We start from the raw sequence: 21,863 nt of genomic DNA on the forward strand, positions 1-21,863 counted from the left end.
TCAGACAGCGCTGGAAACATCGCGCGGCAAACGCTGATCAATCAGCTGATACAACGCACTGCCTTGTGGCCAGTTACGCATGAACCGCGCCCGGTCTCGCGCATAGGCCGGGGCGAAACTTTCCACTGAGCCGTGCTGGCGCATCGAGTCGAGATCGATGAGCACCCAGCGATCGTCTTGCCAGAACAGGTTGTGGCCCTTGAAGTCGCCGTGGCTGATCCGCTCGCGAATCAGCTCGGCAAACAAATGATCCAGGGCCGCCAGCTCGGCTTCGGGCGCATCGCCACGTTCAACGTAGGGCGCAAAACGCGCGATGACATCTGGACCAGACAAGTGCTCGGTCACCAGATAAGCCCGACTGCGCAATCCAAGGAAGCGTTTCTCGAGCACCGCCAGGGGTTTGGGCGTCGCAACACCCAGGAACGCCAACCGATGACCTTCGCGCCAGGAATGCCACGCTCGGCTTGGACGCCAGAAACGCTTGAGCCAATGAGCGAACCCTTTGATGTTGTAGCGCTTGATCAGCAACGTGCGAGTGCCGACCTCGACCTTGCCAACACTGGCCGTGCCACCGGTTTTGTACAAGTGGCCTTGTTCGAGCAACGCATCGGCCTGTTCCAGCACCCGCAGCATCGCCGCCTCTTCATCGCGGCGTGTCGCGCGCAGACCAAACGGCCCGCGCTGAACGCTGAATAACGTACAGTCGCGACCGGCCTTGTCCAGATAATCCTTGAGGCGCCAGGCGCGGACCTTGTCGATCTGCTTTTGCAACGCCTCCATGGGCAACGCATGTTCACCATTGCTCAACAGGTAATACACCAGCAATTCTTCGGTGAAGGGCGCCAGCGACTTGGGTAGCTGGGCGAAAAACACCCCGAGATTTTCCAGCACTTTCTGGCGCGACAACGGCTGGCCGGGCGTTTCGCCCCGGATACCGGCCCCGTCAATCAGGTACAGTCGACCGCCTTGGCGCAGTAGATTGTCCAGATGCAGGTCCTCCTGCCAAAGGCCCTTGCGATGCATTTGCCCGACCGCGCCCAGCGCATCGGCCAACACCGCCGATTGCTCATCCGCCAGCATCGGCAATTGCTCGACCTGTTGCCAGGCATCCCCGAGGCTTTCGGCATTTTCCAGAAAATCGAACAGCAGCCAGCCGCCCTCGCCATCCTTCAAACCGTCGGCCAACAGCTGCGGCGTGGTCAGCCCCTGCGCCGCGAGCAAGCGCACGCCGCCCAGCTCGCGTTGAAAATGCCGAGCAGCCTTGCTGCCCACCAGCAACTTGGCCAGTACCGGGCGACCGCGCCAGATGCCGGCGCCAACATAGCGCTGGCCCGGCAACACCCGCAACAGACTCAGCAGTTGCAAATCGGCAGGCCCGGCCGCATCGGCCAGGGCAATTTTCAGGGGCAGCTCAGGTTGACGGCCGGCGTTTTTCAGTTCGGACAATCGCATCAGATAGCACCCTTGTAACTGCGCCGCGCGGTCAGGCGCGTCAGCCAGCCGTCGATCAGCGAAGCGTCTTGTGGCTGCTCGAGGTAGGCCGCGAGCAACTCGCGCAAGTGCCCTTCATTCCACTCTGGCGCCCGCCGCGTCAACGGCTCCAGATCCTTGACCCGATCACGCTGACCGAACAACAGGGGCCGGGTTTTTTCCAGGTCAATCAGCTGAGCGACGTAACCGGCGTCAGCAACCTGAAGAAAAATGTGTTTGGGATAAAAGCAGCCGTGAACCTGACGCGCACCGTGCAGACGCCGGGCCAGCCGGCCACAGGCCTGCAGGATCGCCGACTGCTGCGCCGCGCTCAGATCCGACCAGTGCTGCAACAGCGAATCCAGATCATCCCAGCCGTCGAGCGCGCGCGTCAGCAAGATCGCCCGGACTTCACCATCGACCTTGCGCTCCCCGAAGTACGACGCCTTCAGCGCCGGAATACCCAGCTTTTCGTAGCGACTGATGTTGCGAAACTCACGGGCGAAACTCGGCTCACCCAACGGCGCATGCAACGTATGCATCTGGTAATTGCTTTGGCGCTTGAGGTAGAACCCCTGCCCCTCCAGGTCCAGCCGGGACACGCTGCTCCAGCCACCGCGCACGCTGTTGGGCTCGTCCACTACGTCGAGCTCCCTGGCCCACAGCGCGTCAAAGGTACCGAGGCCATGGCGCTCAAGGAGCGCACGGTCTTCAGCGGCGAGAAAATCTGTCATTCGCGACCCTCGAAAAATCTCAGCACATGACGAATGCGCTTTTTATCCGCGGCATCGAGCCGGGGCTGTTGCCGGTATTGCAGGTAAAAACGCAGGCGCTGAGTGGCCGACAACTGATATTTGGCAACCTTGTCGAGGCAGGCGAGGTCTTTGGTGATGCGGTATCTGAGCCAGAAACCGCGCCAGAAATCACCGTTGGGGCAGTCGATCAGGAACAGCCGTGCGTGATCGTCGATCAGCAAGTTGCGCCACTTCAGATCGTTATGGGTGAAGCGGTGGTCGTGCATGATCCGGGTATAGCGGGCCAACTGGCGGCTGACAGTGTCGACCCAGGCGCGGTCCGCCAGTTTAGGATCGTGTCGTTCGGCCAGGGCCGACAGATCTTCGGTATGCGGCAATTCCCGGGTGATCATCGCCCCCCGATCGTAGGTCGCGCCGCGCCGTTCCAGGCCCCAGGCCACCACTTCGGCAGTGGGGATGTCCCACTTGGCGAAACGTTTGAGATTCTGCCACTCGGCCTTCACCCGGGGTTTGCCCAGATACCGACGCAGGCCTTTACCGGCGCCCACGTAGCGCTTGACGTAATAGTTCACGCCATTGCGCTGCACGCGGATGACTTCGGACAACGGATCACGCGTCAAACGCTCGCCTTGCAGGGCGAACACCGCGTCCAGGCTACCGAAATCGTCAGCCAGATCGCTGTAGGCGGGCTCCAGTTTCCAACCCGACATCAGAGCGCATTCCCGTAGCGCTGCTTACGGTCGTAGAGCTTGTCGGCCTTGCTTTCCAGCCACACCAGCAAACCGCTTTCCTCGCCCAGAATCTGGCGCAGGGGGCGCTGAAAATAGCCCTTGAGGAAACGCATCTTGTCGCGTCGGGTCAAGCCGATATCCATCGCGGAAAAGTACAGCGCCGCCAGGTCCTTGTTCCGCCAGCGCGGGGTAATCGTCGGACGGGTCTGGGCGCGATGCAGGTCGATGACCGAGAGCTTCAAGTCATTGGCGGCCACCGGTTTGTCGGTGTGCAACAGGAAGTGGCAAATGTAGCAATCGCGGTGGTTGACCCCGGCACGGTGCATCATGCCGGTCATGCGTGCGACTTCGGCAATCAGCGCCCGCTTGAGTGTCGGCTCGGGAGGCTGCGCGGGCCAATTCATGCAAAAATCTTCAAGACTGATGGTGGGCGCCAATTCTTCGGTGATGATGAACGAATCATGGTCCGCCGGGTTGGCCCCCTTCTCGCCGTAGGCGACGACGGTCATGGTCGGTACGCCGACTTCCTGCAGGCGCTGAATGGCGGCCCATTCCTGACCCGCGCCGAGCACCGGCAACTTGGCCGTCAGCAGGTTCTTGAAGATCTCGCGCCAGCCGATGCCATGGTGAATCTTTACGAAAAAACCATGGCCATTCACTTCAGTACGCAAAGTGCGGCGCGCTTCCAGTTCTCGGTAAACCTCGCCCTCGAGACGTTCGACTTCGGCGAACGGGTCGCGTCCGGCCCAAAGGCTTTTGAACGGTTCAGTCAGCATCAACTTCATTAAGCGTGCTCCGCCAGAATCACATCAGCCGCGTGTTGCGGCATGCTGTAGAGGTCGGCCGTGTCGGCAAAGGCCAGACCATTGCGGCTCCAGGCCGCGCGGGCCGTTGCATCGTTCAACATGCCGGTCAGGTAGTGCGTCAATTGCAGCTGATCGAATGGATCATCCAGCACCAGGCCGGCATCGGCCTCGGCGATGTAATGAGCGTAACCACAGACCGCGCTGACCAGCACCGGCAGCCCGGCCACCAAGGCTTCAAGCAGCACGGTCCCGGTATTTTCGTTGTACGCCGGGTGGATCAGCAGATCGGCACCGAGCAGAAAACGCGGGATGTCGCTACGGCCCTTGAGGAACGTGACGTTGTCACCCAGGCCCAACGTGGCGCTCTGCATCTGGAATAACTTGGGGTCATCCTGGCCGATTACAAACAGCCGGGTGCGTTTCTTCAGATCAGCGGGCAATGCGGCCAGTGCCTTGAGGCTGCGATCGACGCCTTTGGTCTTGAACCCTGAGCCGATCTGCACCAGCAACAGGTCATCGTCTTCAAGGCTGAATTCGCGGCGGAAATCCGCGCGAATCTCAGCGGCATTGGGCGGCGCGCGGCGATCCTGAGAGATGCCCGGCGGCAGCAGATGAAAGCGCTCCAGCGGCGTGTCGTAATGCTTGATGAACAGCGGCTGCTGCACTTCGGAAATCATCAATATCTCGGTCTTCGCGTTTCTGGCGAACACCGCACGCTCGTACTCGGCGAAATGCCGATAGCGGCCCCAGCGCCGGTACAGCGAGTTGCGCAGGTTCTGCGCCTTGTCTTCGAAGCAACCATCGGCGGCGTAGTAAACATCGAGGCCCGGCATCTTGTTGAAACCGATCAGACGGTCCACCGGACGCTTGGCCAGATCGGCCTCCATCCACTCGCTGAGCTTCTCGTTGCGGCGGTGATTGAAGAAGGCTTTCACTGGTGCCACCTGCACTTCGAAACCCGGCGGTACATCGCCTTCCCAGATCAAGGTATAAACGCGAATCTGGTGGCCGCGCTGCTGACATTCCAGAGCGATGCGCATGAAATCACGCTGCAGGCCACCAAATGGAAAGTACTTGTACAAGACGAATGCCAGTTGCATCAGCGCAGCTCCTCAGCCAGTAACAACGTGCTCAGTCGGGTGGCGACACGCTCGGGATTCAGACGCGTGAAGCACAGTGGCCACTCGCGTTTCAGGTCGAACTGACGGGCATCTTCGGCCGTCGGTTGATAGGTGCATTTCTTTTGCAGGCACGGCGCACATGGCCAATCGCTGGCGAGGTGGATCTGCGCTTTGCCGTAGGCACCGGTCAGGCCAGGATTGGTCGGGCCGAACAGTGACAGGGTCGGCACGTCGAGCGCAGCGGCGAGATGACCCAGACCGGTGTCTACCGCGACGCAAGCCTGCGCGCCGGCGAGCACTTTGCCGACGCCCGCCAGGTTCAGTTTTGGCAGCACTTCGACGTGGCGCATGTCCTTGGCAATGCGCTCAGCCCGAGCCTTCTCGGCCGGATTGCCCCACGCCAGCTTGACGCCGACGCCCAGATAGCCGACCCGCTCGGCGAGTTCCCGCCAGTAGGCTTCGGGCCAGTGTTTGGTGTCCCACGTGGTGCCGTGCAGGAATAACACGTACGGATTTTTGCGCGGCAATTCCACCAGGCGCTCGACGTTGAGGCCGTAGTCGCCCAGGCCTCTTGGCAAGTCGTAACCGAGGGCGATGGCAAACAGCTGACGCACTCGCTCCACCGCGTGCTGACCACGGCCAACCGCCAGGCGCCGATTATAGAAACGTGCAGCCATCGGCTCGCGCGCCGAGTCTTTATCGAGGCCGGCCACCGGGGCTTTGACGTAGCGCGTCAGCCAGGCGCTCTTGAGCAAACCCTGGGCGTCGATCACCAGGTCATATTTGTTGGCGCGAACGCTTTGCTTGAAGCGTTTCCATTCGCCGCTCTTGAAGGTTTGCCAGAGGTTCTTGCGCCAGCGCCGGATCGCCACCGGAATGACTTTGCCGACGGCGGGATGCCAGGTCGGGATTTCGGCAAAGCCTTCTTCCACGACCCAGTCAAATGTGATCCCGGGGATCGCCCGGGCCGCGTCGGTCAGCGCTGGAAGCGCGTGAATCACGTCGCCCAGCGAAGACGTCTTGATCAACAGAACCCGCAAACTATTGAACCTCGACCACAGTGCCCTGCAACCGTTGCAAGGCTTCGTTAACCGCTTGCGGCATGAGCTGGCGCAAGCAGTTGTAATGACCGAACCGGCAGGTGCGATCGAAGCATGGGCTGCATTCGATGCCCAGGCGAACGATCTCGACATGCTCGGCCAGCGGCGGGGTGAAGCCTGGCGACGTGGAACCGTACACCGCCACCAATGGGCGATTCAACGCGGCAGCGACGTGCATCAACCCGGAATCGTTGGACACAACTGAGTCCGCGCAGGACAGCAGGTCGATGGCCTCGGCGAGGGACGTGCCGCCGCTGAGGTTCGCTGATTCTTCGCGCAAACCCGGGATCAGCCGCGCGCGGATGTCTTCGCCGACGGCGTGATCGTTTTTCGAACCGAACAGCCAGACCTGCCAGCCTTCGCGAATTTTCGCTTCGGCAACCTGAGCGTAATGCTCGGAGGGCCAGCGTTTGGACTCACCAAATTCTGCGCCGGGGCACAGCGCCAGGACCGGACGATCGAGGGTCAGGCCGAATTTCGCCAATGCCGCTTCGCGGGTCACCGGATCGATCTGCAAGGTCGGACGCGGATAGGGTTTCGGCAGCTCGAAGCCGGGCTCATACGCCAGGGCCATGAAGCGCTCGATCATTAGCGGGTAACGTTCCTTATCCAGCGTGCGCAGGTCATTGAGCAGGCCGTAGCGAAACTCGCCACGCCAGCCCGTGCGTTTCGGGATGCCGGCGAAGAACGGTACCAGCGCCGACTTCAAGGAATTAGGCAGCAGGATCGCCTGATCGTACTGACCGGCCAGGGATTTGCCGATACGCCGACGCGTCGCCAACTCCAGCACGCCGTGACCGAGCGGAAAGCTCAAGGCCTGACGCACTTCGGGCATGCGCTCAAGAATCGGCCGGCTCCACTCGGGGGCCAGCACGTCGATTTCGCACTGCGGATGGCGCTGTTTGAGGCACTGAAACAGTGTCTGCGCCATCACCATGTCACCGACCCAACTGGGCCCAACGATCAGAATTTTCATGTGGCTTCCAAAAACGAACCGGGGAGGCATACGCCTCCCCGCCTCGAGAATTCTACATAACACTGCAGATCTTAATGTGGGAGCGGGCTCCCACATTAAGTACTGGTGAGCATCCTGCGCGGTGCAGCTGAGCTGCCAAAATCTACAATAAAATCGCAGAATCTGTAGGAGCAAGCTTGCTCGCGATTAGGCCATCACTTCCGGCATCGATGACGACTGACAATCCGATATCGCGAGCAAGCTTGCTCCTACAGGGTATTGGGTGTTTCAAATATCCAGTTTCAACTTAACCCCAACTCACGCCAGATTCGCATGACCTGCCGGCGCTCATCCGCGAACTGATCACCCGCAATCACGCCGGGATCCTTCTGCAAAGCCTGCCGGTGCGCGGCGGAGCGGTAGGCTTTGTAGGCCTCGCGCAGCAGACCGGCGTCTTCGGCGGGCATCAGCCCTTCCTGCTCCAGCTCTTCCAGAATGCGAATATTATCTGTCCAGCGCAGCAATGGCGGGTGTGTATGCGACCACGCCAGGGCCGCGTATTGCACCATAAATTCAATATCGACGATACCTCCGGCGTCCTGCTTGAGATCGAACCGCGCCGTGGCCTCAAAGGCATTTGCCCCGATGCCGGCCGCAGTGCTCTTTGTGCCGAGGTTATCGCGCATCTTCGCGCGCATCTCGCTGACCTCCTGACGGAGCGTCGGCAAATCTCGCGACCGGCCCAATGTCGCCGCTCGAACTTTCTCGAACGCCTGACCGACATCCTGACTTCCGACCAGCACCCGCGCGCGAACAAGCGCTTGATGCTCCCAGGTCCAGGCTTCATTTTCCTGATAACGGGCAAACGCTCCGAGCGAGCTGACCAACAGCCCGGAGGCACCGGACGGCCGCAGACGCATGTCGACTTCGTACAACTGGCCGGAGTTGGTCTGCGCCGTGAGCAAGTGAATGATGCGCTGCCCCAGCCGGTTGAAAAATTGCGCGCCGTCGATGGGTTTCGTCCCGTCGGTTTCCGCCTGCGGATCGCCGTCGTGGATGAACACCAGATCGAGGTCCGAACCGTGCCCCAGTTCCAGGCCGCCCACTTTGCCGTAACCGACAACGATAAAACCCGGATCACAAAACGTACCGTCGTTGCGCAGCGGCGTGCCGTATTTGGCCACGGTCTGCCGCCATGCCAGCGCCATCACTTGTTCGAGGATCGCTTCGGCGAGCCAGGTCAGGTAATCGCTGACTTTCATCAACGGCAGGCTGCCAGCGATTTCCGAGGCAGCCACCCGCAAGCGGTGCGCCAGCTTGAAATGGCGCAGGGCCTCCATTTGCTGTTCGAGGTCATCTTCGGGAATCCGCGTCAGGCGCTCGCGCAACTCGGCGGCAAGCTCAGGTGCCAACGGCGGCTTGAACAGCCGACCCTCATTGAGCAATTCATCGAGCAACAGCGGGAAGCGGGTGATTTGCTCGGCAATCCACGGACTCGCTGCGCACAACGTGAGCAAGCGTCGCAGTGCGCCGGGATTCTCGGTCAGCAGCACCAGGTACGCAGAACGCCGGGCGACGGCTTCAACCAGGGGCAGAACGCGCTCCAGCACCAGATCGGGGTTGGCGTGTTCCACGGCCTGAGCCAGCAAGCGAGGGATGAACGCATCCAGACGCTCGCGCCCCAAACGTTGCATGGCTCGCAATTGCGGGCTGGCGCGCAGACCGGCCAGCGCTTTGAGCGCCTTGGTCGCATCGACGAAACCGCCCTCGCCCAACTGGCGGCAGGCGGCCTCTTCATCCTGAGCCTCTTCCCACAGCGGCAGCCATTCACCGCCGACCACCACTTCGCTCTCGACACCCTCCTCTTCGTCCGGATCGGCAATCACCTGGCCGAAGTGCCACGCCACGCGACCGCGCCAATGCATCAGTTGCTCGTGGAAAGCCGGCCAATCGGCAAAGCCCAGCATAAACGCAATGCGTGCCTGATCCTCGGCGCCATCCGGCAGCATCTGGGTCTGGCGATCGGCGATCGCCTGAATCGCGTGCTCGGTGTAACGCAGGAATTCATAGCCTTCGCGCAGCTCGCTCACCACCGCTGGCGGCAGATAACCCTGGCCTTCCAGCGTGCTCAGTACTTTTAATAGCGGACGCTGCTGCAGGCTGAGGTCGCGACCACCGTGGATCAGCTGGAATGCCTGGGCGATGAATTCCACCTCGCGAATGCCACCCGAGCCGAGCTTGATATTGTCGGCCATGCCCTTGCGCCGCACTTCCTGCTGGATCAGCTGCTTCATGGTGCGCAGCGCTTCGATGGCGGAGAAATCCAGGTAACGCCGGTAAACGAACGGACGCAGCATTTCTTGCAGCTGCGCACCGGCGACCTGATCGCCGGCGACCACCCGCGACTTGATCATCGCGTAACGTTCCCAGTCGCGGCCCTGATCCTGGTAGTACTGCTCCAGCGCATTGAAGCTGAGTACCAGCGCACCGGATGAGCCGTAAGGGCGCAGGCGCATGTCGACGCGAAAGACGAAACCGTCCACCGTCATCGGGTCCAGCGCCTTGATCAGCCGTTGGCCGAGACGGATGAAAAATTCCTGGTTATCCAGCGAGCGCTTCACGCCGACGGTTTCGCCGCCCTCGGGGTAGGCGAAGATCAAATCAATGTCGGACGACAGGTTCAGCTCGACCGCGCCCAGCTTGCCCATGCCGAGGATGACCATTTGCTGCGGTTCACCGCTACGCCGTCCTGTGGGCACGCCGAATTGCTGACAATGACGCGCGTACAGCCACTGATAGGCCTGATCGATACTGGCATCCGCCATGTCGGAAAGGTCACGGCACGTCTGGATCAGGTCGGCCTGGCGGTTCAGATCACGCCAGATGATCCGCACCTGATGACGGGTGCGCTGGCGGCGCAACGCGCGCCCGAGTTCGTCTTCGGTTTCAGCGGCATTCACCGCCGCCGCGATCTGTGCGCATAACTCGCCAGGGGCAAAGCTGCGGTCGAGTTCGCCGGACTGCACCAGCGCCAGCAACATCAAAGGGTCACGCACACTCTGTTCAATCACAAAGTCGCTGGCGGCGGTCACGCGAGCGAACTGCGCCCAGCGCTCAGGCGTCCATGCGGACAGCCCATGATCGTCATCCAGTTCGCCGACGGCCGTGCGGAACGACTGCTCGGCACGAGTGACAAATGGCAGGAGAATGCCGGGCAGTTCGGCAAGCGTAGGCAGGCTCATGGTCTATCCTTGATCGGCGTGTAGAAGGCTGGATGTAGTGAATTTTCAAAAAGCACTACGTGACCGACTGTCGAACAAAGGTTAGAAATAGCTGGAAATTCTTTAATGTTGGCAGAGAGCATCAAGCTTTCACCTTTTTCGGTTGGCAAAAGACCAACCTTAACGATTATTCTCACAACGCAGCTGGAGGCCACAAGCCGCTCATCTGTAGTTTTACTACTCGTATATACATTCGGATAGCTGAAATGCCCGAAGATTTGTAGTAAAACTACACGCCGCCGGAACCTACCTCTCGGCAATCCAAGAATTTATATCGTCTGCCCACAAGGCCAGTCGCAAACTCAGGCAACCGATTCTGGAAGCCTTTCCGCCCTGGAGCAAGCCATGCAAGACCTCGATCCCGTCGAAACCCAGGAATGGCTGGACGCCCTGGAATCGGTTCTCGACAAAGAAGGCGAAAACCGCGCTCATTATCTGATGACCCGTTTGGGCGAACTCGCGACCCGCAGCGGTTCGCAGTTGCCTTACGCCATCACCACGCCATACCGCAACACCATTCCCGTTACCCACGAAGCACGCATGCCTGGCGACCTGTTCATGGAACGCCGCATTCGCTCGCTGGTACGCTGGAACGCGATGGCCATGGTGATGCGCACGAACCTGAAGGATTCTGACCTGGGCGGTCACATCTCCAGCTTCGCTTCCAGCGCAACCTTGTACGACATCGGCTTCAACTATTTCTTCCAGGCCCCGACCGATGAACACGGCGGCGACCTGATCTACTTCCAGGGTCACACCTCGCCAGGCGTTTACGCCCGCGCATTCATGGAAGGCCGCATCACCGAAGACCAGATGAACAACTTCCGCCAGGAAGTCGACGGTCAGGGCCTGTCGTCCTACCCGCACCCTTGGCTGATGCCTGATTTCTGGCAGTTCCCGACCGTATCCATGGGTCTGGGCCCGATCCAGGCGATCTACCAGGCACGCTTCATGAAATACCTGGAAGCGCGTGGCTTCATCCCTGAAGGCAAGCAGAAAGTCTGGTGCTTCCTGGGCGACGGCGAGTGTGACGAGCCGGAATCCCTGGGCGCAATCTCGCTGGCTGGCCGCGAGAAGCTCGACAACCTGATCTTCGTCATCAACTGCAACCTGCAGCGCCTCGACGGCCCGGTTCGCGGTAACGGCAAGATCATCCAGGAACTTGAAGGCGTGTTCCGCGGTGCTCAGTGGAACGTGACCAAAGTCATTTGGGGCCGTTTCTGGGACCCACTGCTGGCCAAAGACGTCGACGGTATCCTGCAACGTCGCATGGACGAAGTCATCGACGGCGAGTACCAGAACTACAAAGCCAAAGACGGCGCGTTCGTGCGTGAACACTTCTTCAACACGCCTGAACTCAAAGCGATGGTTGCAGACCTGTCCGACGACGAAATCTGGAAACTCAACCGTGGCGGCCACGACCCGTACAAGGTCTACGCGGCGTACCACGAAGCGGTCAACCACAAAGAACAACCAACCGTCATCCTGGCCAAGACCATCAAGGGTTATGGCACCGGTGCCGGCGAAGCGAAAAACACCGCACACAACACCAAGAAAGTCGATGTCGACAGCCTGAAGCTGTTCCGCGACCGTTTCGACATTCCGGTGCGCGACGACGAACTCGAGAACCTGCCGTTCTTCAAGCCGGAGCCGAACAGCGCCGAAGCCCGTTACCTGAGCGAGCGCCGCACCGCACTGGGCGGTTTCGTGCCACAGCGTCGCGCCAAGAGCTTCGACATTCCGACACCGCCGCTCGATACCCTCAAGGCTATCCTGGACGGCTCGGGCGACCGTGAAATTTCCACCACCATGGCTTTCGTGCGGATCCTCGCGCAACTGGTCAAGGACAAGGAAATCGGCTCGCGCATCGTTCCGATCATCCCGGACGAAGCCCGTACCTTCGGTATGGAAGGCATGTTCCGTCAGTTGGGCATCTACTCCTCCGTCGGCCAGCTCTACGAGCCAGTCGATAAAGACCAGGTGATGTTCTACAAGGAAGACAAGAAGGGCCAGATTCTCGAAGAAGGCATCAACGAAGCGGGCGCCATGAGCTCCTTCATCGCTGCCGGTACTTCGTACTCCAGCCACAACCAGCCAATGCTGCCGTTCTACATCTTCTACTCGATGTTCGGCTTCCAGCGTATCGGCGACCTCGCCTGGGCCGCTGGCGACAGCCGTACCCGTGGCTTCCTGATCGGCGGCACCGCCGGCCGGACCACGCTGAACGGCGAAGGCCTGCAACACGAAGACGGACACAGCCACATCCTGGCCGCGACCATCCCGAACTGCCGCACCTATGATCCAACCTACGGCTACGAGCTGGCGGTGATCATTCAGGACGGCATGAAGAAAATGACCGAAGAGCAACAGGACGTTTTCTACTACATCACCGTGATGAACGAGTCGTACCAGCAGCCAGCCATGCCGGCCGGTGCCGAAGAAGGCATCAAGAAAGGCATGTACCTGCTCGAGGAAGACACCCGCGAAGCGGCGCACCACGTTCAGCTGATGGGCTCCGGCACCATCCTGCGTGAAGTGCGTGAAGCAGCGAAGATCCTGCGTGAAGAGTTCAACATCGGCGCTGACGTCTGGAGCGTTACCAGCTTCAACGAGCTGCGTCGCGATGGCCTGGCCGTCGAGCGCAGCAACCGTCTGCACCCGGGTCAGAAGCCGCAACTGAGCTATGTCGAACAGTGCCTGAACGGCCGTAAAGGTCCGGTCATTGCGTCTACCGACTACATGAAGATGTTCGCTGAGCAAATCCGCCAGTGGGTCCCGTCCAAGGAATTCAAAGTCCTGGGCACCGACGGTTTCGGCCGCAGTGACAGCCGCAAGAAGCTGCGTCACTTCTTCGAAGTCGATCGTCAATTTGTGGTGTTGGCAGCCCTGGAAGCATTGGCTGACCGTGGCGACATCGAACCTAAAGTGGTGGCAGAAGCCATCGCCAAGTTCGGCATCGACCCGGAAAAACGCAACCCACTGGACTGCTGAGGAGACACTCTGTGAGCGAACTCATTCGCGTACCTGACATCGGCAGCGGTGAAGGTGAAGTAATTGAACTGTTTGTGAAGGTCGGCGACCGTATCGAAGCCGAGCAAAGCATCCTGACGCTGGAGTCGGACAAGGCGAGCATGGAAGTGCCTGCGCCGAAAGCCGGTATCGTCAAAAGCCTGAAAGTGAAACTGGGCGATCGTCTGAAAGAAGGCGACGAGTTGCTGGAGCTGGAAGTCGAGGGCGCTGCTGAAGCGGCTCCTGCGGCTGCCGCTGCGCCGGCTGCCAAGGCTGAAGAGAAACCGGCTGCCGCACCTGCTGCTGCCGCTGCTCCAGCCGCTGCACCTGCTGCTGCTTCGATTCAGCAAGTGCACGTGCCGGACATCGGTTCGTCGGGCAAGGCCCAGATCATCGAGATCCAGGTCAAGGTTGGCGACACCGTCGAGGCTGATCAGTCACTGATCACCCTGGAGTCCGACAAGGCCAGCATGGAAATCCCGTCGCCTGCCGCTGGCGTGGTCAAGGCCATCAGCGTCAAGCTCAACGACGAAGTCGGTACCGGCGACCTGATTCTGGACCTGGAAGTGGCAGGTGCTGCGGCACCGGCCGCTGCCGCGCCAGCTCAGGCTGCTGCACCTGCCGCCGCCGCTGCTCCAGCGCCTGATGCTGCTCCGGCTGCGCCGGCTGCGGACACCGTTCAGGACATTCACGTGCCGGACATCGGTTCGTCGGGCAAGGCCAAGATCATCGAAGTACTGGTCAAGGCTGGCGACACCGTCACCGCCGATCAGTCGCTGATCACCCTGGAATCCGACAAGGCGAGCATGGAAATCCCGTCGCCTGCCGCTGGCGTCGTCGAAAGCGTTTCGATCAAGCTGGACGACGAAGTCGGTACCGGCGACCTGATCCTCAAGCTGAAAGTCAAAGGCGCTGCGCCTGCTGCTGCTCCGGCTGCTGCCGCACCGGCTTCGGCACCTGCAGCTGCCAAGCCTGAAGCGGCTCCTGCCGCCGCTGCACCGGCCGCACCGGCTGCTGCCCCGGCCAAACCGGGCGCCAAGGTTCATGCAGGCCCGGCAGTACGCCAACTGGCCCGCGAATTCGGCGTCGAACTGAGCGCGGTCAGCTCCAGCGGCCCGCACGGCCGTGTGCTGAAAGAAGACGTGCAGGTTTACGTCAAAGCCATGATGCAGAAGGCCAAGGAAGCACCGGCCGCTGCTGGCGGTGCAACCGGTGGCGCGGGCATTCCGCCGATTCCGGTAGTGGACTTCAGCCGTTTCGGTGAAACCGAAGAAGTGCCGATGACTCGCCTGATGCAAATCGGCGCGTCGAGCCTGCACCGCAGCTGGTTGAACATTCCGCACGTGACTCAGTTCGATTCTGCTGATATCACCGACCTGGAAGCGTTCCGCATCGCTCAGAAAACCGTTGCAGAGAAGGCCGGCGTCAAGCTGACCATCCTGCCGCTGCTGCTCAAATCCTGCGCGCACCTGCTCAAGGAACTGCCGGACTTCAACAGTTCGCTGGCGCCAAGCGGCAAGGCAATCATCCGCAAGAAGTACGTGAACATCGGCTTCGCGGTGGATACGCCTGAAGGCCTGCTGGTCCCGGTCATCAAGAACGTCGACCAGAAGAGCCTGCTGCAGCTGGCTGCCGAGGCCGCTGCGCTGGCTGCCAAGGCCCGCGACAAGAAGCTCACCGCTGACGACATGCAAGGCGCCTGCTTCACCATTTCCAGCCTCGGTCACATTGGCGGCACCGGCTTCACGCCGATCGTCAACGCGCCGGAAGTGGCGATCCTCGGTGTTTCCAAGGCAACCATTCAGCCAGTCTGGGATGGCAAAGCCTTCCAGCCGAAACTGATGCTGCCACTGTCGCTGTCCTACGATCACCGTGTGATCAACGGCGCTGCGGCTGCACGCTTCACCAAGCGCCTGAGCGATCTGCTGGCCGACATCCGCACCATTCTGCTGTAACCGCATCGGCCCTCCTTTACCGGAGGGCCTGTTGTGATCCACGTTTTCCGAGCGCCACGCTCGTACCTCAACCCCGTCAACTTGGCGGGGCTTTTTTTTGCCTGGGTTTTTTAATCTTACAACCACTTCCTACTTTTTTAGCTGACTTCACCTACAAGTCGCATCCATTTCGGCTCGATATTTTTCAGGATTCAATACTTAGGCTTGGTCAAGCCTCAAAGACAAGTAACCCCTGAAATCATAATGAACTTCGAATGGACTCGAACATGCTGAAACCTACCGTCGGACCTATTATCGGCCACACAACTTCTCATCACGCGCGCATTCTCTTGCGCGGCGAACATGAACAAAACTCCATAACATTTGCGGGCATCCGTTATCGACGAGTTCGCGAACAACAGTGGACAAAAGGTACATTTGCGCCACTGACTTCATCGCGGGATATGGCTAACGTCATCGTGTTGAATGATCTGGCGGCCGACACTGAATATGAATATCAGGCAGGCTGGTTCAGCCCCATGAACCCTGCGCACACGGTGGATTCGGTTCAGGAGTTGCCGCTGCAGTGGCCCAAAGACCTTTACCGGTTTCGCACGTTGTCGAACCAGCTCAGCGCTCCACGGGCTTATATTGTCGGCTCTTGTCGTTACTTGCGGATGACCGCGGGCGTTCCTTCGGCGCCGCATTTGGGCGACCGCATATTCGCTTCGATCAATAATTTGGCACAACGTGCAGAACCTGCCATCAGCGCCATGCTGATGACCGGCGATCAAATTTACGTCGACGATTTGAATATCATCGCCCCCGACCGCGAATACAAAGAAATATTGAGCAAGTATCGGGCAGCTTTCTCTCAGCCGCATATAAGCAAGTTGATGTCAGGCGTATCGACTTACATGATCCTTGATGATCATGAAATTGAAGATAACTGGCCTGCCAATAAAAATGACAATGATGAATTCCTGTACAGAAACGCAATCGCCGCTTATGAACTGTACCAGGCCAGTCACAGCCCGGTGCCTGTGCTTCTGGCCAATGGCAAGGTCAGCGAGAAACTGGAACGCTACTGGTATCAGTTCGCCGACGGCGATATCGAATGGTTTGTCACCGACAGCCGCACCCGACGAAATTTATCAGCGGATGACCGTCGTATCCTCGATGCGGATCAGGAGCATGCCCTGTGCACATGGCTGATCAACAGCTCTGCGCGGGTGAAGCTTGTGGTCACCAGCGTCATGTTCTACCCCGACCGTAAACGCCTCGGCGACGACGCCTGGAAGGCTTTCCCCGAGCAACGCCTGCGGCTGCTGGAAACCATTCGTACGCACCGGCTCAAAAACGTCTTCCTCATCTCGGGCGATGTGCATGGCTCGCTGACCAGTCGACTGACCCACAGCGAAGACCCGGACTTTGAGGTGCACACCATCGTGTCGTCCCCCCTGTGCAACAGCAAAATGCTGCCGTACGCCAAGTCATCGACGTTCATTCTCGACCAGCCATTGGCAAAAACTGCGGCCGGCGATTACCGACATGAATTGACCAGCCAAGTCATCAGCCAGGATAACTTTGCCCATCTGGTCGTTGACGCCGAGCACATTCACATCAATTACCATGATCGCGACGGCAAATTACTGCAGTCGATATCAGTAATGCTTCGATAATTTTTGCGGCTGAAAGCGTTAGTTTTAGCCGTCTGCTGCAGAAATCCTTCTACCTGCCGACATATTCTTATAGCACTTGGCCTTCATGTCTCTTGTCAGTCGGTATTGCAATGATGCAACCTTGCCGCAGACAACAGACAAGAGGGCGAGAGCCCGGCGAGATCAGCATAAATCGAAGCGAGTTTCCCTCCCTATGAAAAGCCAACCTGATGCCACCAGCCGTATGGTGGCCGAGGTAGTGACGCAATTGCCCGTGCCCTCGCGGCTCGGCATGCTGCGTTTCGAACGGCTGAATGAACCTAGCTGGGCGCTGTTGTTTCTCGATCCCAATTGCGAGCGCCAGTTCGGCTTGCCGGCCGTCGAGCTGTGTGCCCTGATCGGCTCGCCCTACGCCAGCCTGATGGAGCCTGAGGCGCGCTATCAACTGCATGACGCCGTCCAGCAGCAACTGACGCAAAGTCCGCACTACCTGATCCGCTACACCCTGCACACGACCGCCGGGGCATTGAGCCTGCTGGAAGTCGGCGAAGGTTACCGCCAACACAATCGACACCTGTTGCGCGGCTATTTGATGGTCATCGACGGAGTAGTCGAAGGCGAGCCACTGACGGCTGCGCTTGATCTCGAGACTCAGAATTCACGCCTGCAAATCGCCCTCGAGCTCAATCAGCGAGCCCAGCAGGAACAGCTTCTGCATCTGGACCGCGTACGCGCGCAACAGGATCTGATCCTGCTGCTGACCCGCCAGCGCTACAGCAACAGCAACTCCCTGCAGGAAGCCGCCAAACTGATCACCCGCAGCGCCTGCGACATTTACGAAATTGACTGCGCCAGTCTGTGGAACCTCGACGGCTCGATGCTGGTGCCGATCTCGGCTTACGATCGCGCCTCGGGCGGCTACGTGATGCCTGCGCCGATTGATATCAGTGGCTTCCCCGATTATCTCGAAGCGTTACAGAGCAGCCGCGCGATCGATGCGCACAATGCCATGCATGATCCGCGCACCCGAGGCATGGCAGAAAGTATGCGACCGCGCGATGTGAACGCCATGCTCGACGCGAGCATCCGCGTCGACGGGCAAGTGGTAGGCGTGCTGTGCCTGGAGCAAATCGGTGCCAGCCGTGCCTGGCAATCCGACGAAATTGCCTTCGCGGGTGAGCTCGCCGACCAGTTTGCGCAGGTCATCAACAATCACAATCGGCGCACTGCCACCAGCGCTTTGCACTTGTTCCAGCGGGCTGTGGAACAAAGCGCCAACGCCTTTTTGCTGGTCAATTGCGACGGCGTGGTCGAATACGTAAACCCGAGTTTCACGGCCATCACTCAGTACACCACCGAAGAAGTCCACGGCCAGCGACTGTCGGAACTGCCGGCGCTGGAGAATCTCAGCGAGCTGCTGTTCGACGCGCCCTCGGCGTTGGCCAAAAGCAATAGCTGGCAGGGTGAATTCAAAAGCCGGCGGAAAAACCTCGAACCGTATTGGGGCCAGTTGTCGATTTCCAAGGTTTACGGTGATAACCACGAACTGACGCATTACATTGGCATTTACGAAGATATCACTCAGACCAAACTCGCCCAGCAACGCATCGAGCGCCTGGCCTACACCGACAACCTGACCAACCTCGGCAATCGCCCCTCGTTCATTCGCAACCTCGACGAACGCTTCGCCCGCGACTCCGACACACCGATCTGCCTGTTGCTGGTAGACATCGACAACTTCAAGCGCATCAACGACAGCCTGGGCCATCAGACCGGCGACAAACTGCTGATCAGCCTCGCCCGGCGCCTGCGTAACAGCCTGAGCCCGAGTGGCAGCCTGGCACGTTTCGCCAGTAACGAATTTGCCGTATTGCTGGACAACACCGATCTCTCGACGGGTCAGCAAATCGCCAACCAATTGCTGGCGACCCTCGATAAACCGATGTTTGTCGACAACCAGCTGATCAGCGTCACCGGTTCCGTCGGCCTGGCCTGCGCGCCGCTGCACGGGCGCGATCCGCAGACCCTGATGCGCAACGCCGGGTTGGCTCTGCACAAGGCCAAGGCCAATGGCAAACACCAGGTTCATTTGTTCACCGAGGCGCTGAATGCCGAGGCCAGTTACAAACTCTTCGTCGAAAACAACCTGCGACGCGCCCTGACGCAAAACGAGCTGGACGTGTTTTATCAGCCCAAGCTGTGCCTGCGCAGCGGCCGTTTGCTGGGCATGGAGGCACTGCTGCGCTGGAACCATCCGGAAAAAGGCATGATCCGCCCGGACCAGTTCATCAGCGTCGCCGAAGAGACCGGGTTGATTATTCCGATTGGCAAATGGATTGCGCGTCAGGCCTGCCGGATGAGCAAAGAACTTTCGGCGGCAGGCTTGGGCGATCTGCAGGTAGCGATCAACCTGTCGCCGAAACAGTTTTCCGACCCGGATCTGGTCGCTTCGATTGCCAACATTCTCAAGGAAGAGGCGCTACCGGGCCGGCTGCTGGAGCTGGAGCTGACTGAAGGGCTGTTGCTCGAAGCCACCGAAGACACGCACTTGCAGCTGGACCAGCTCAAGCGCCTCGGGCTGACGCTGGCCATGGACGACTTTGGCACCGGTTACTCGTCACTCAGCTACTTGAAAAAATTCCCGATCGACATCATCAAGATTGATCGAAGCTTCATCCACGAAATTCCGGACAACCAGGACGATATGGAGATCACCTCCGCCGTGATCGCCATGGCGCACAACCTGAAACTCAAGGTCGTGGCCGAAGGCATCGAGACCGCCGAGCAGCTGGCCTTCCTGCGCCGTCACCGCTGCGATGTCGGCCAGGGCTACCTGTTCGACCGCCCGATACCGGGTTCGGAGCTGGTCGAAAAGCTCAAGCGCTACCCGCGTGGGCCGCTCTGCCTGTAACGCTCCTCGCCTGCAAGTGATTTCCTATGTGGGAGCTAGCCTGCTAGCGATTGCGCCAGTCCAATAAGCGTCTTGCTGCTGACACACCGCCATTGCTAGCAGGCTAGCTGCCACAAGGTTGAATACCCTCACATTTTGACTAGTGATTAACCCGGCATCATTGGGCACACTGGCGGTCTGACTTCCAACATTCAACCTGACTGAGAGGACTGAAAATGGTCTTGCGCTCGGAAATTCTGGTGAACAAAAACGTGCTCCCGACTAAAGAACAAGCTCTGCCTGGCCGCGAAACCCCGATGTCTTTGCCGGAAAAACATTTCGTCCACGACGCGCCGCTGCTGGGCCCATTCGTTACCGATGTAGATTTCGCGATTTTCGGCCTCGGCTGCTTCTGGGGCGCGGAACGCAAGTTCTGGCAGCGCGAAGGCGTGGTCAGCACGGTCGTGGGTTACGCTGGCGGCTTTACGCCAAACCCTACGTATGAAGAAGTCTGCTCCGGCCTGACCGGCCACAGCGAAGTGGTGCTGGTAGTCTACGAGCCGGCGAAAGTCAGCTACGACGAGCTGCTGAAAATGTTCTGGGAATTGCACAACCCGACTCAGGGCATGCGTCAGGGTAACGACATCGGCACTCAGTACCGCTCGGTGATTTACGCGACCAATCCGACGCAACTGGAAGCGGCCAAACGCAGCGCGCAAGTGTTTCAGGCTGAGTTGAGCAAGGCTGGCAAAGGCGAAATCACCACCGAAATCGATGAAGCGCCGACGGTCTATTTCGCTGAGGCGTATCACCAGCAGTACCTGGCGAAAAATCCGGAAGGGTATTGCGGGATTGGCGGCACAGGCGTGACTTGCCCGATCTAAACCGCAAATGCAAAAGATCGCAGCCTCGGTTCACTCGACAGCTCCTACAGAGAAACGCATTCACCTGTAGGAGCTGTCGAGTGAAACGAGGCTGCGATCTTTTGATATTCCTTGTCGATTGACCCTATTCGGCAATCAACCAGTCCATCTGCCAGCCACCCTGAGTCTGCCCAAGCTTTTTCGACAACCACGGCAGCAATTCACGCAACTCCTCTTCCAGCCCCCACGGCGGATTCGCAATTGCCAATCCCGAGCCGTTCAAGCTGTTCGGCGTGTCCAGCGGATGCACCAGCAATTCCACACGCAACAACTTTGGCGCGCCCGTGCCGGCCAGATCCTGATAAAAACGGCGCAACATGCGCTGGTCCTTTACCGGGTACCAGGTCGCTGCCACGGTTTGACGCATCCGTCCGATCGCTTCCTTCAGCGACGCGGCACAGCGTTGCATTTCATCGAGCTGTTCGAACGGCGGATCAATCAACATCACCGCCCGCTTCTCCTGCACCGGCAACATCGCGCGCGGCACATGCCAGCCCTCACCCAGATGCACCTTCACACGACGGTCACCGGCCATGTTGTCCTTGAGCAGCAGACCGTCTTGCGGGTGCTTCTCGTTGAGCATCAACCGATCCTGCGGCCGCGTCAGGCGCCGCGCCAACTCGGGCGAGCCCGGGTAGTAACGCAACTGGCCATCCGGGTTCATGTCATGCAGAACCTTCATGTAATCAGCGGTCAACGCCGGCAGATCCGGCTGATCCCACAAACGCGCAATGCCTTCCAGATACTCACCGGTACGACTCGCCTGATCACCCTGCAGGTCATACAGACCAATACCGGCGTGCGTGTCGAGATAGGCAAACGGCTGCTCCTTGCGCGACATCAAGGCGATGAGGCGGGTCAAAGTCAGGTGTTTGAACACATCGGCGTGATTGCCGGCATGGAAGGCGTGACGATAATTCATGATTGCTCCTGCGAAGGCCGAGGAGTTTACCTTGTACGGCGACGGACGTCAGGGGGTGGGGGCTGAGCGGCCAATCGCAACCCTTCCCCCCAATCAGGCACAAACCCCTGTGGCGAGGGGGCTTGCCCCCGTTGGGCTGCGAAGCAGCCCCGAAATATCCCGGCGAACCGCAAACCCTGTGGCGAGGGAGCTTGCTCCCGCCGGGCTGCGAAGCAGCCCCAAACCCAGCACCGCAGATTTGTCAGACACACCACAGCGCTTTGTTTTGGCGACTGCTACGCAGCCGAACGGGAGCAAGCTCCCTC

Annotated in this window: 14 protein-coding genes; 5 read left to right on the top strand and 9 right to left on the bottom strand. The window is 59.6% G+C overall.

The window, feature by feature from the left end:
* From DU29_RS0123935 to glnE, 8 genes are all read right to left on the bottom strand, one after another.
* Nucleotides 1-1,452 (bottom strand): lipopolysaccharide kinase InaA family protein, encoded by a 1,452-nt coding sequence (locus DU29_RS0123935; protein WP_028623990.1) that lies wholly within the window; start codon nt 1,450-1,452, stop codon nt 1-3.
* On the bottom strand, nt 1,452-2,204 hold the full coding sequence (locus DU29_RS0123940; RefSeq protein WP_028623991.1) for a lipopolysaccharide kinase InaA family protein: 753 nt from the start codon (nt 2,202-2,204) through the stop codon (nt 1,452-1,454). Before DU29_RS0123940 ends, DU29_RS0123935 begins: the two co-directional genes overlap by 1 nt.
* Complete coding sequence (locus tag DU29_RS0123945; RefSeq protein WP_028623992.1) at nt 2,201-2,935, bottom strand: lipopolysaccharide kinase InaA family protein; 735 nt, start codon at nt 2,933-2,935, stop codon at nt 2,201-2,203. Before DU29_RS0123945 ends, DU29_RS0123940 begins: the two co-directional genes overlap by 4 nt.
* The gene (gene rfaP / locus DU29_RS0123950; RefSeq protein ID WP_028623993.1) at nt 2,935-3,741 is read right to left on the bottom strand and encodes a lipopolysaccharide core heptose(I) kinase RfaP; all 807 of its coding nucleotides are present in this window, start codon (nt 3,739-3,741) and stop codon (nt 2,935-2,937) included. Before rfaP ends, DU29_RS0123945 begins: the two co-directional genes overlap by 1 nt.
* Complete coding sequence (locus DU29_RS0123955; RefSeq protein WP_028623994.1) at nt 3,741-4,862, bottom strand: glycosyltransferase family 4 protein; 1,122 nt, start codon at nt 4,860-4,862, stop codon at nt 3,741-3,743. The genes rfaP and DU29_RS0123955 overlap by 1 nt, the downstream gene beginning before the upstream one ends.
* Nucleotides 4,862-5,923 (bottom strand): lipopolysaccharide heptosyltransferase I, encoded by a 1,062-nt coding sequence (gene waaC / locus DU29_RS0123960; protein ID WP_028623995.1) that lies wholly within the window; start codon nt 5,921-5,923, stop codon nt 4,862-4,864. Before waaC ends, DU29_RS0123955 begins: the two co-directional genes overlap by 1 nt.
* Nucleotide 5,924: 1 nt before the next feature.
* Nucleotides 5,925-6,959 (bottom strand): lipopolysaccharide heptosyltransferase II, encoded by a 1,035-nt coding sequence (waaF, locus tag DU29_RS0123965; protein ID WP_028623996.1) that lies wholly within the window; start codon nt 6,957-6,959, stop codon nt 5,925-5,927.
* A gap of 281 nt (nt 6,960-7,240) precedes the next feature.
* A complete protein-coding gene (gene glnE / locus DU29_RS0123970) occupies nt 7,241-10,180 on the bottom strand; it encodes a bifunctional [glutamate--ammonia ligase]-adenylyl-L-tyrosine phosphorylase/[glutamate--ammonia-ligase] adenylyltransferase (RefSeq protein WP_028623997.1) in 2,940 nt (979 codons plus the stop codon).
* A 384-nt stretch (nt 10,181-10,564) separates the two neighbouring features.
* Here glnE and aceE point away from each other — a divergent pair, with 384 nt between their 5' ends.
* The 5 genes from aceE (at nt 10,565) to msrA (ending at nt 20,597) form a co-directional block, all read left to right on the top strand.
* Complete coding sequence (aceE, locus tag DU29_RS0123975) at nt 10,565-13,210, top strand: pyruvate dehydrogenase (acetyl-transferring), homodimeric type (RefSeq protein ID WP_028623998.1); 2,646 nt, start codon at nt 10,565-10,567, stop codon at nt 13,208-13,210.
* Between the two features lie 11 nt (nt 13,211-13,221).
* Entirely contained in the window at nt 13,222-15,183 is a 1,962-nt protein-coding gene (gene aceF / locus DU29_RS0123980) for a dihydrolipoyllysine-residue acetyltransferase (RefSeq protein ID WP_028623999.1), read from the top strand.
* Between the two features lie 266 nt (nt 15,184-15,449).
* Complete coding sequence (locus DU29_RS0123985; protein WP_028624000.1) at nt 15,450-16,844, top strand: alkaline phosphatase D family protein; 1,395 nt, start codon at nt 15,450-15,452, stop codon at nt 16,842-16,844.
* Nucleotides 16,845-17,037: 193 nt separating this feature from the next.
* Complete coding sequence (locus DU29_RS0123990) at nt 17,038-19,734, top strand: sensor domain-containing phosphodiesterase (protein ID WP_028624001.1); 2,697 nt, start codon at nt 17,038-17,040, stop codon at nt 19,732-19,734.
* 215 nt (nt 19,735-19,949) lie between these two features.
* Complete coding sequence (msrA, locus tag DU29_RS0123995) at nt 19,950-20,597, top strand: peptide-methionine (S)-S-oxide reductase MsrA (protein ID WP_028624002.1); 648 nt, start codon at nt 19,950-19,952, stop codon at nt 20,595-20,597.
* A 124-nt stretch (nt 20,598-20,721) separates the two neighbouring features.
* Here the strand turns inward: msrA and DU29_RS0124000 are convergent, their stop codons facing one another.
* On the bottom strand, nt 20,722-21,558 hold the full coding sequence (locus DU29_RS0124000; protein ID WP_028624003.1) for a 23S rRNA (adenine(2030)-N(6))-methyltransferase RlmJ: 837 nt from the start codon (nt 21,556-21,558) through the stop codon (nt 20,722-20,724).
* Nucleotides 21,559-21,863: the final 305 nt, after the last annotated feature.

Source organism: Pseudomonas sp. Ant30-3 (genome assembly GCF_000690905.1).
Taxonomy (GTDB): Bacteria; Pseudomonadota; Gammaproteobacteria; order Pseudomonadales; family Pseudomonadaceae; genus Aquipseudomonas.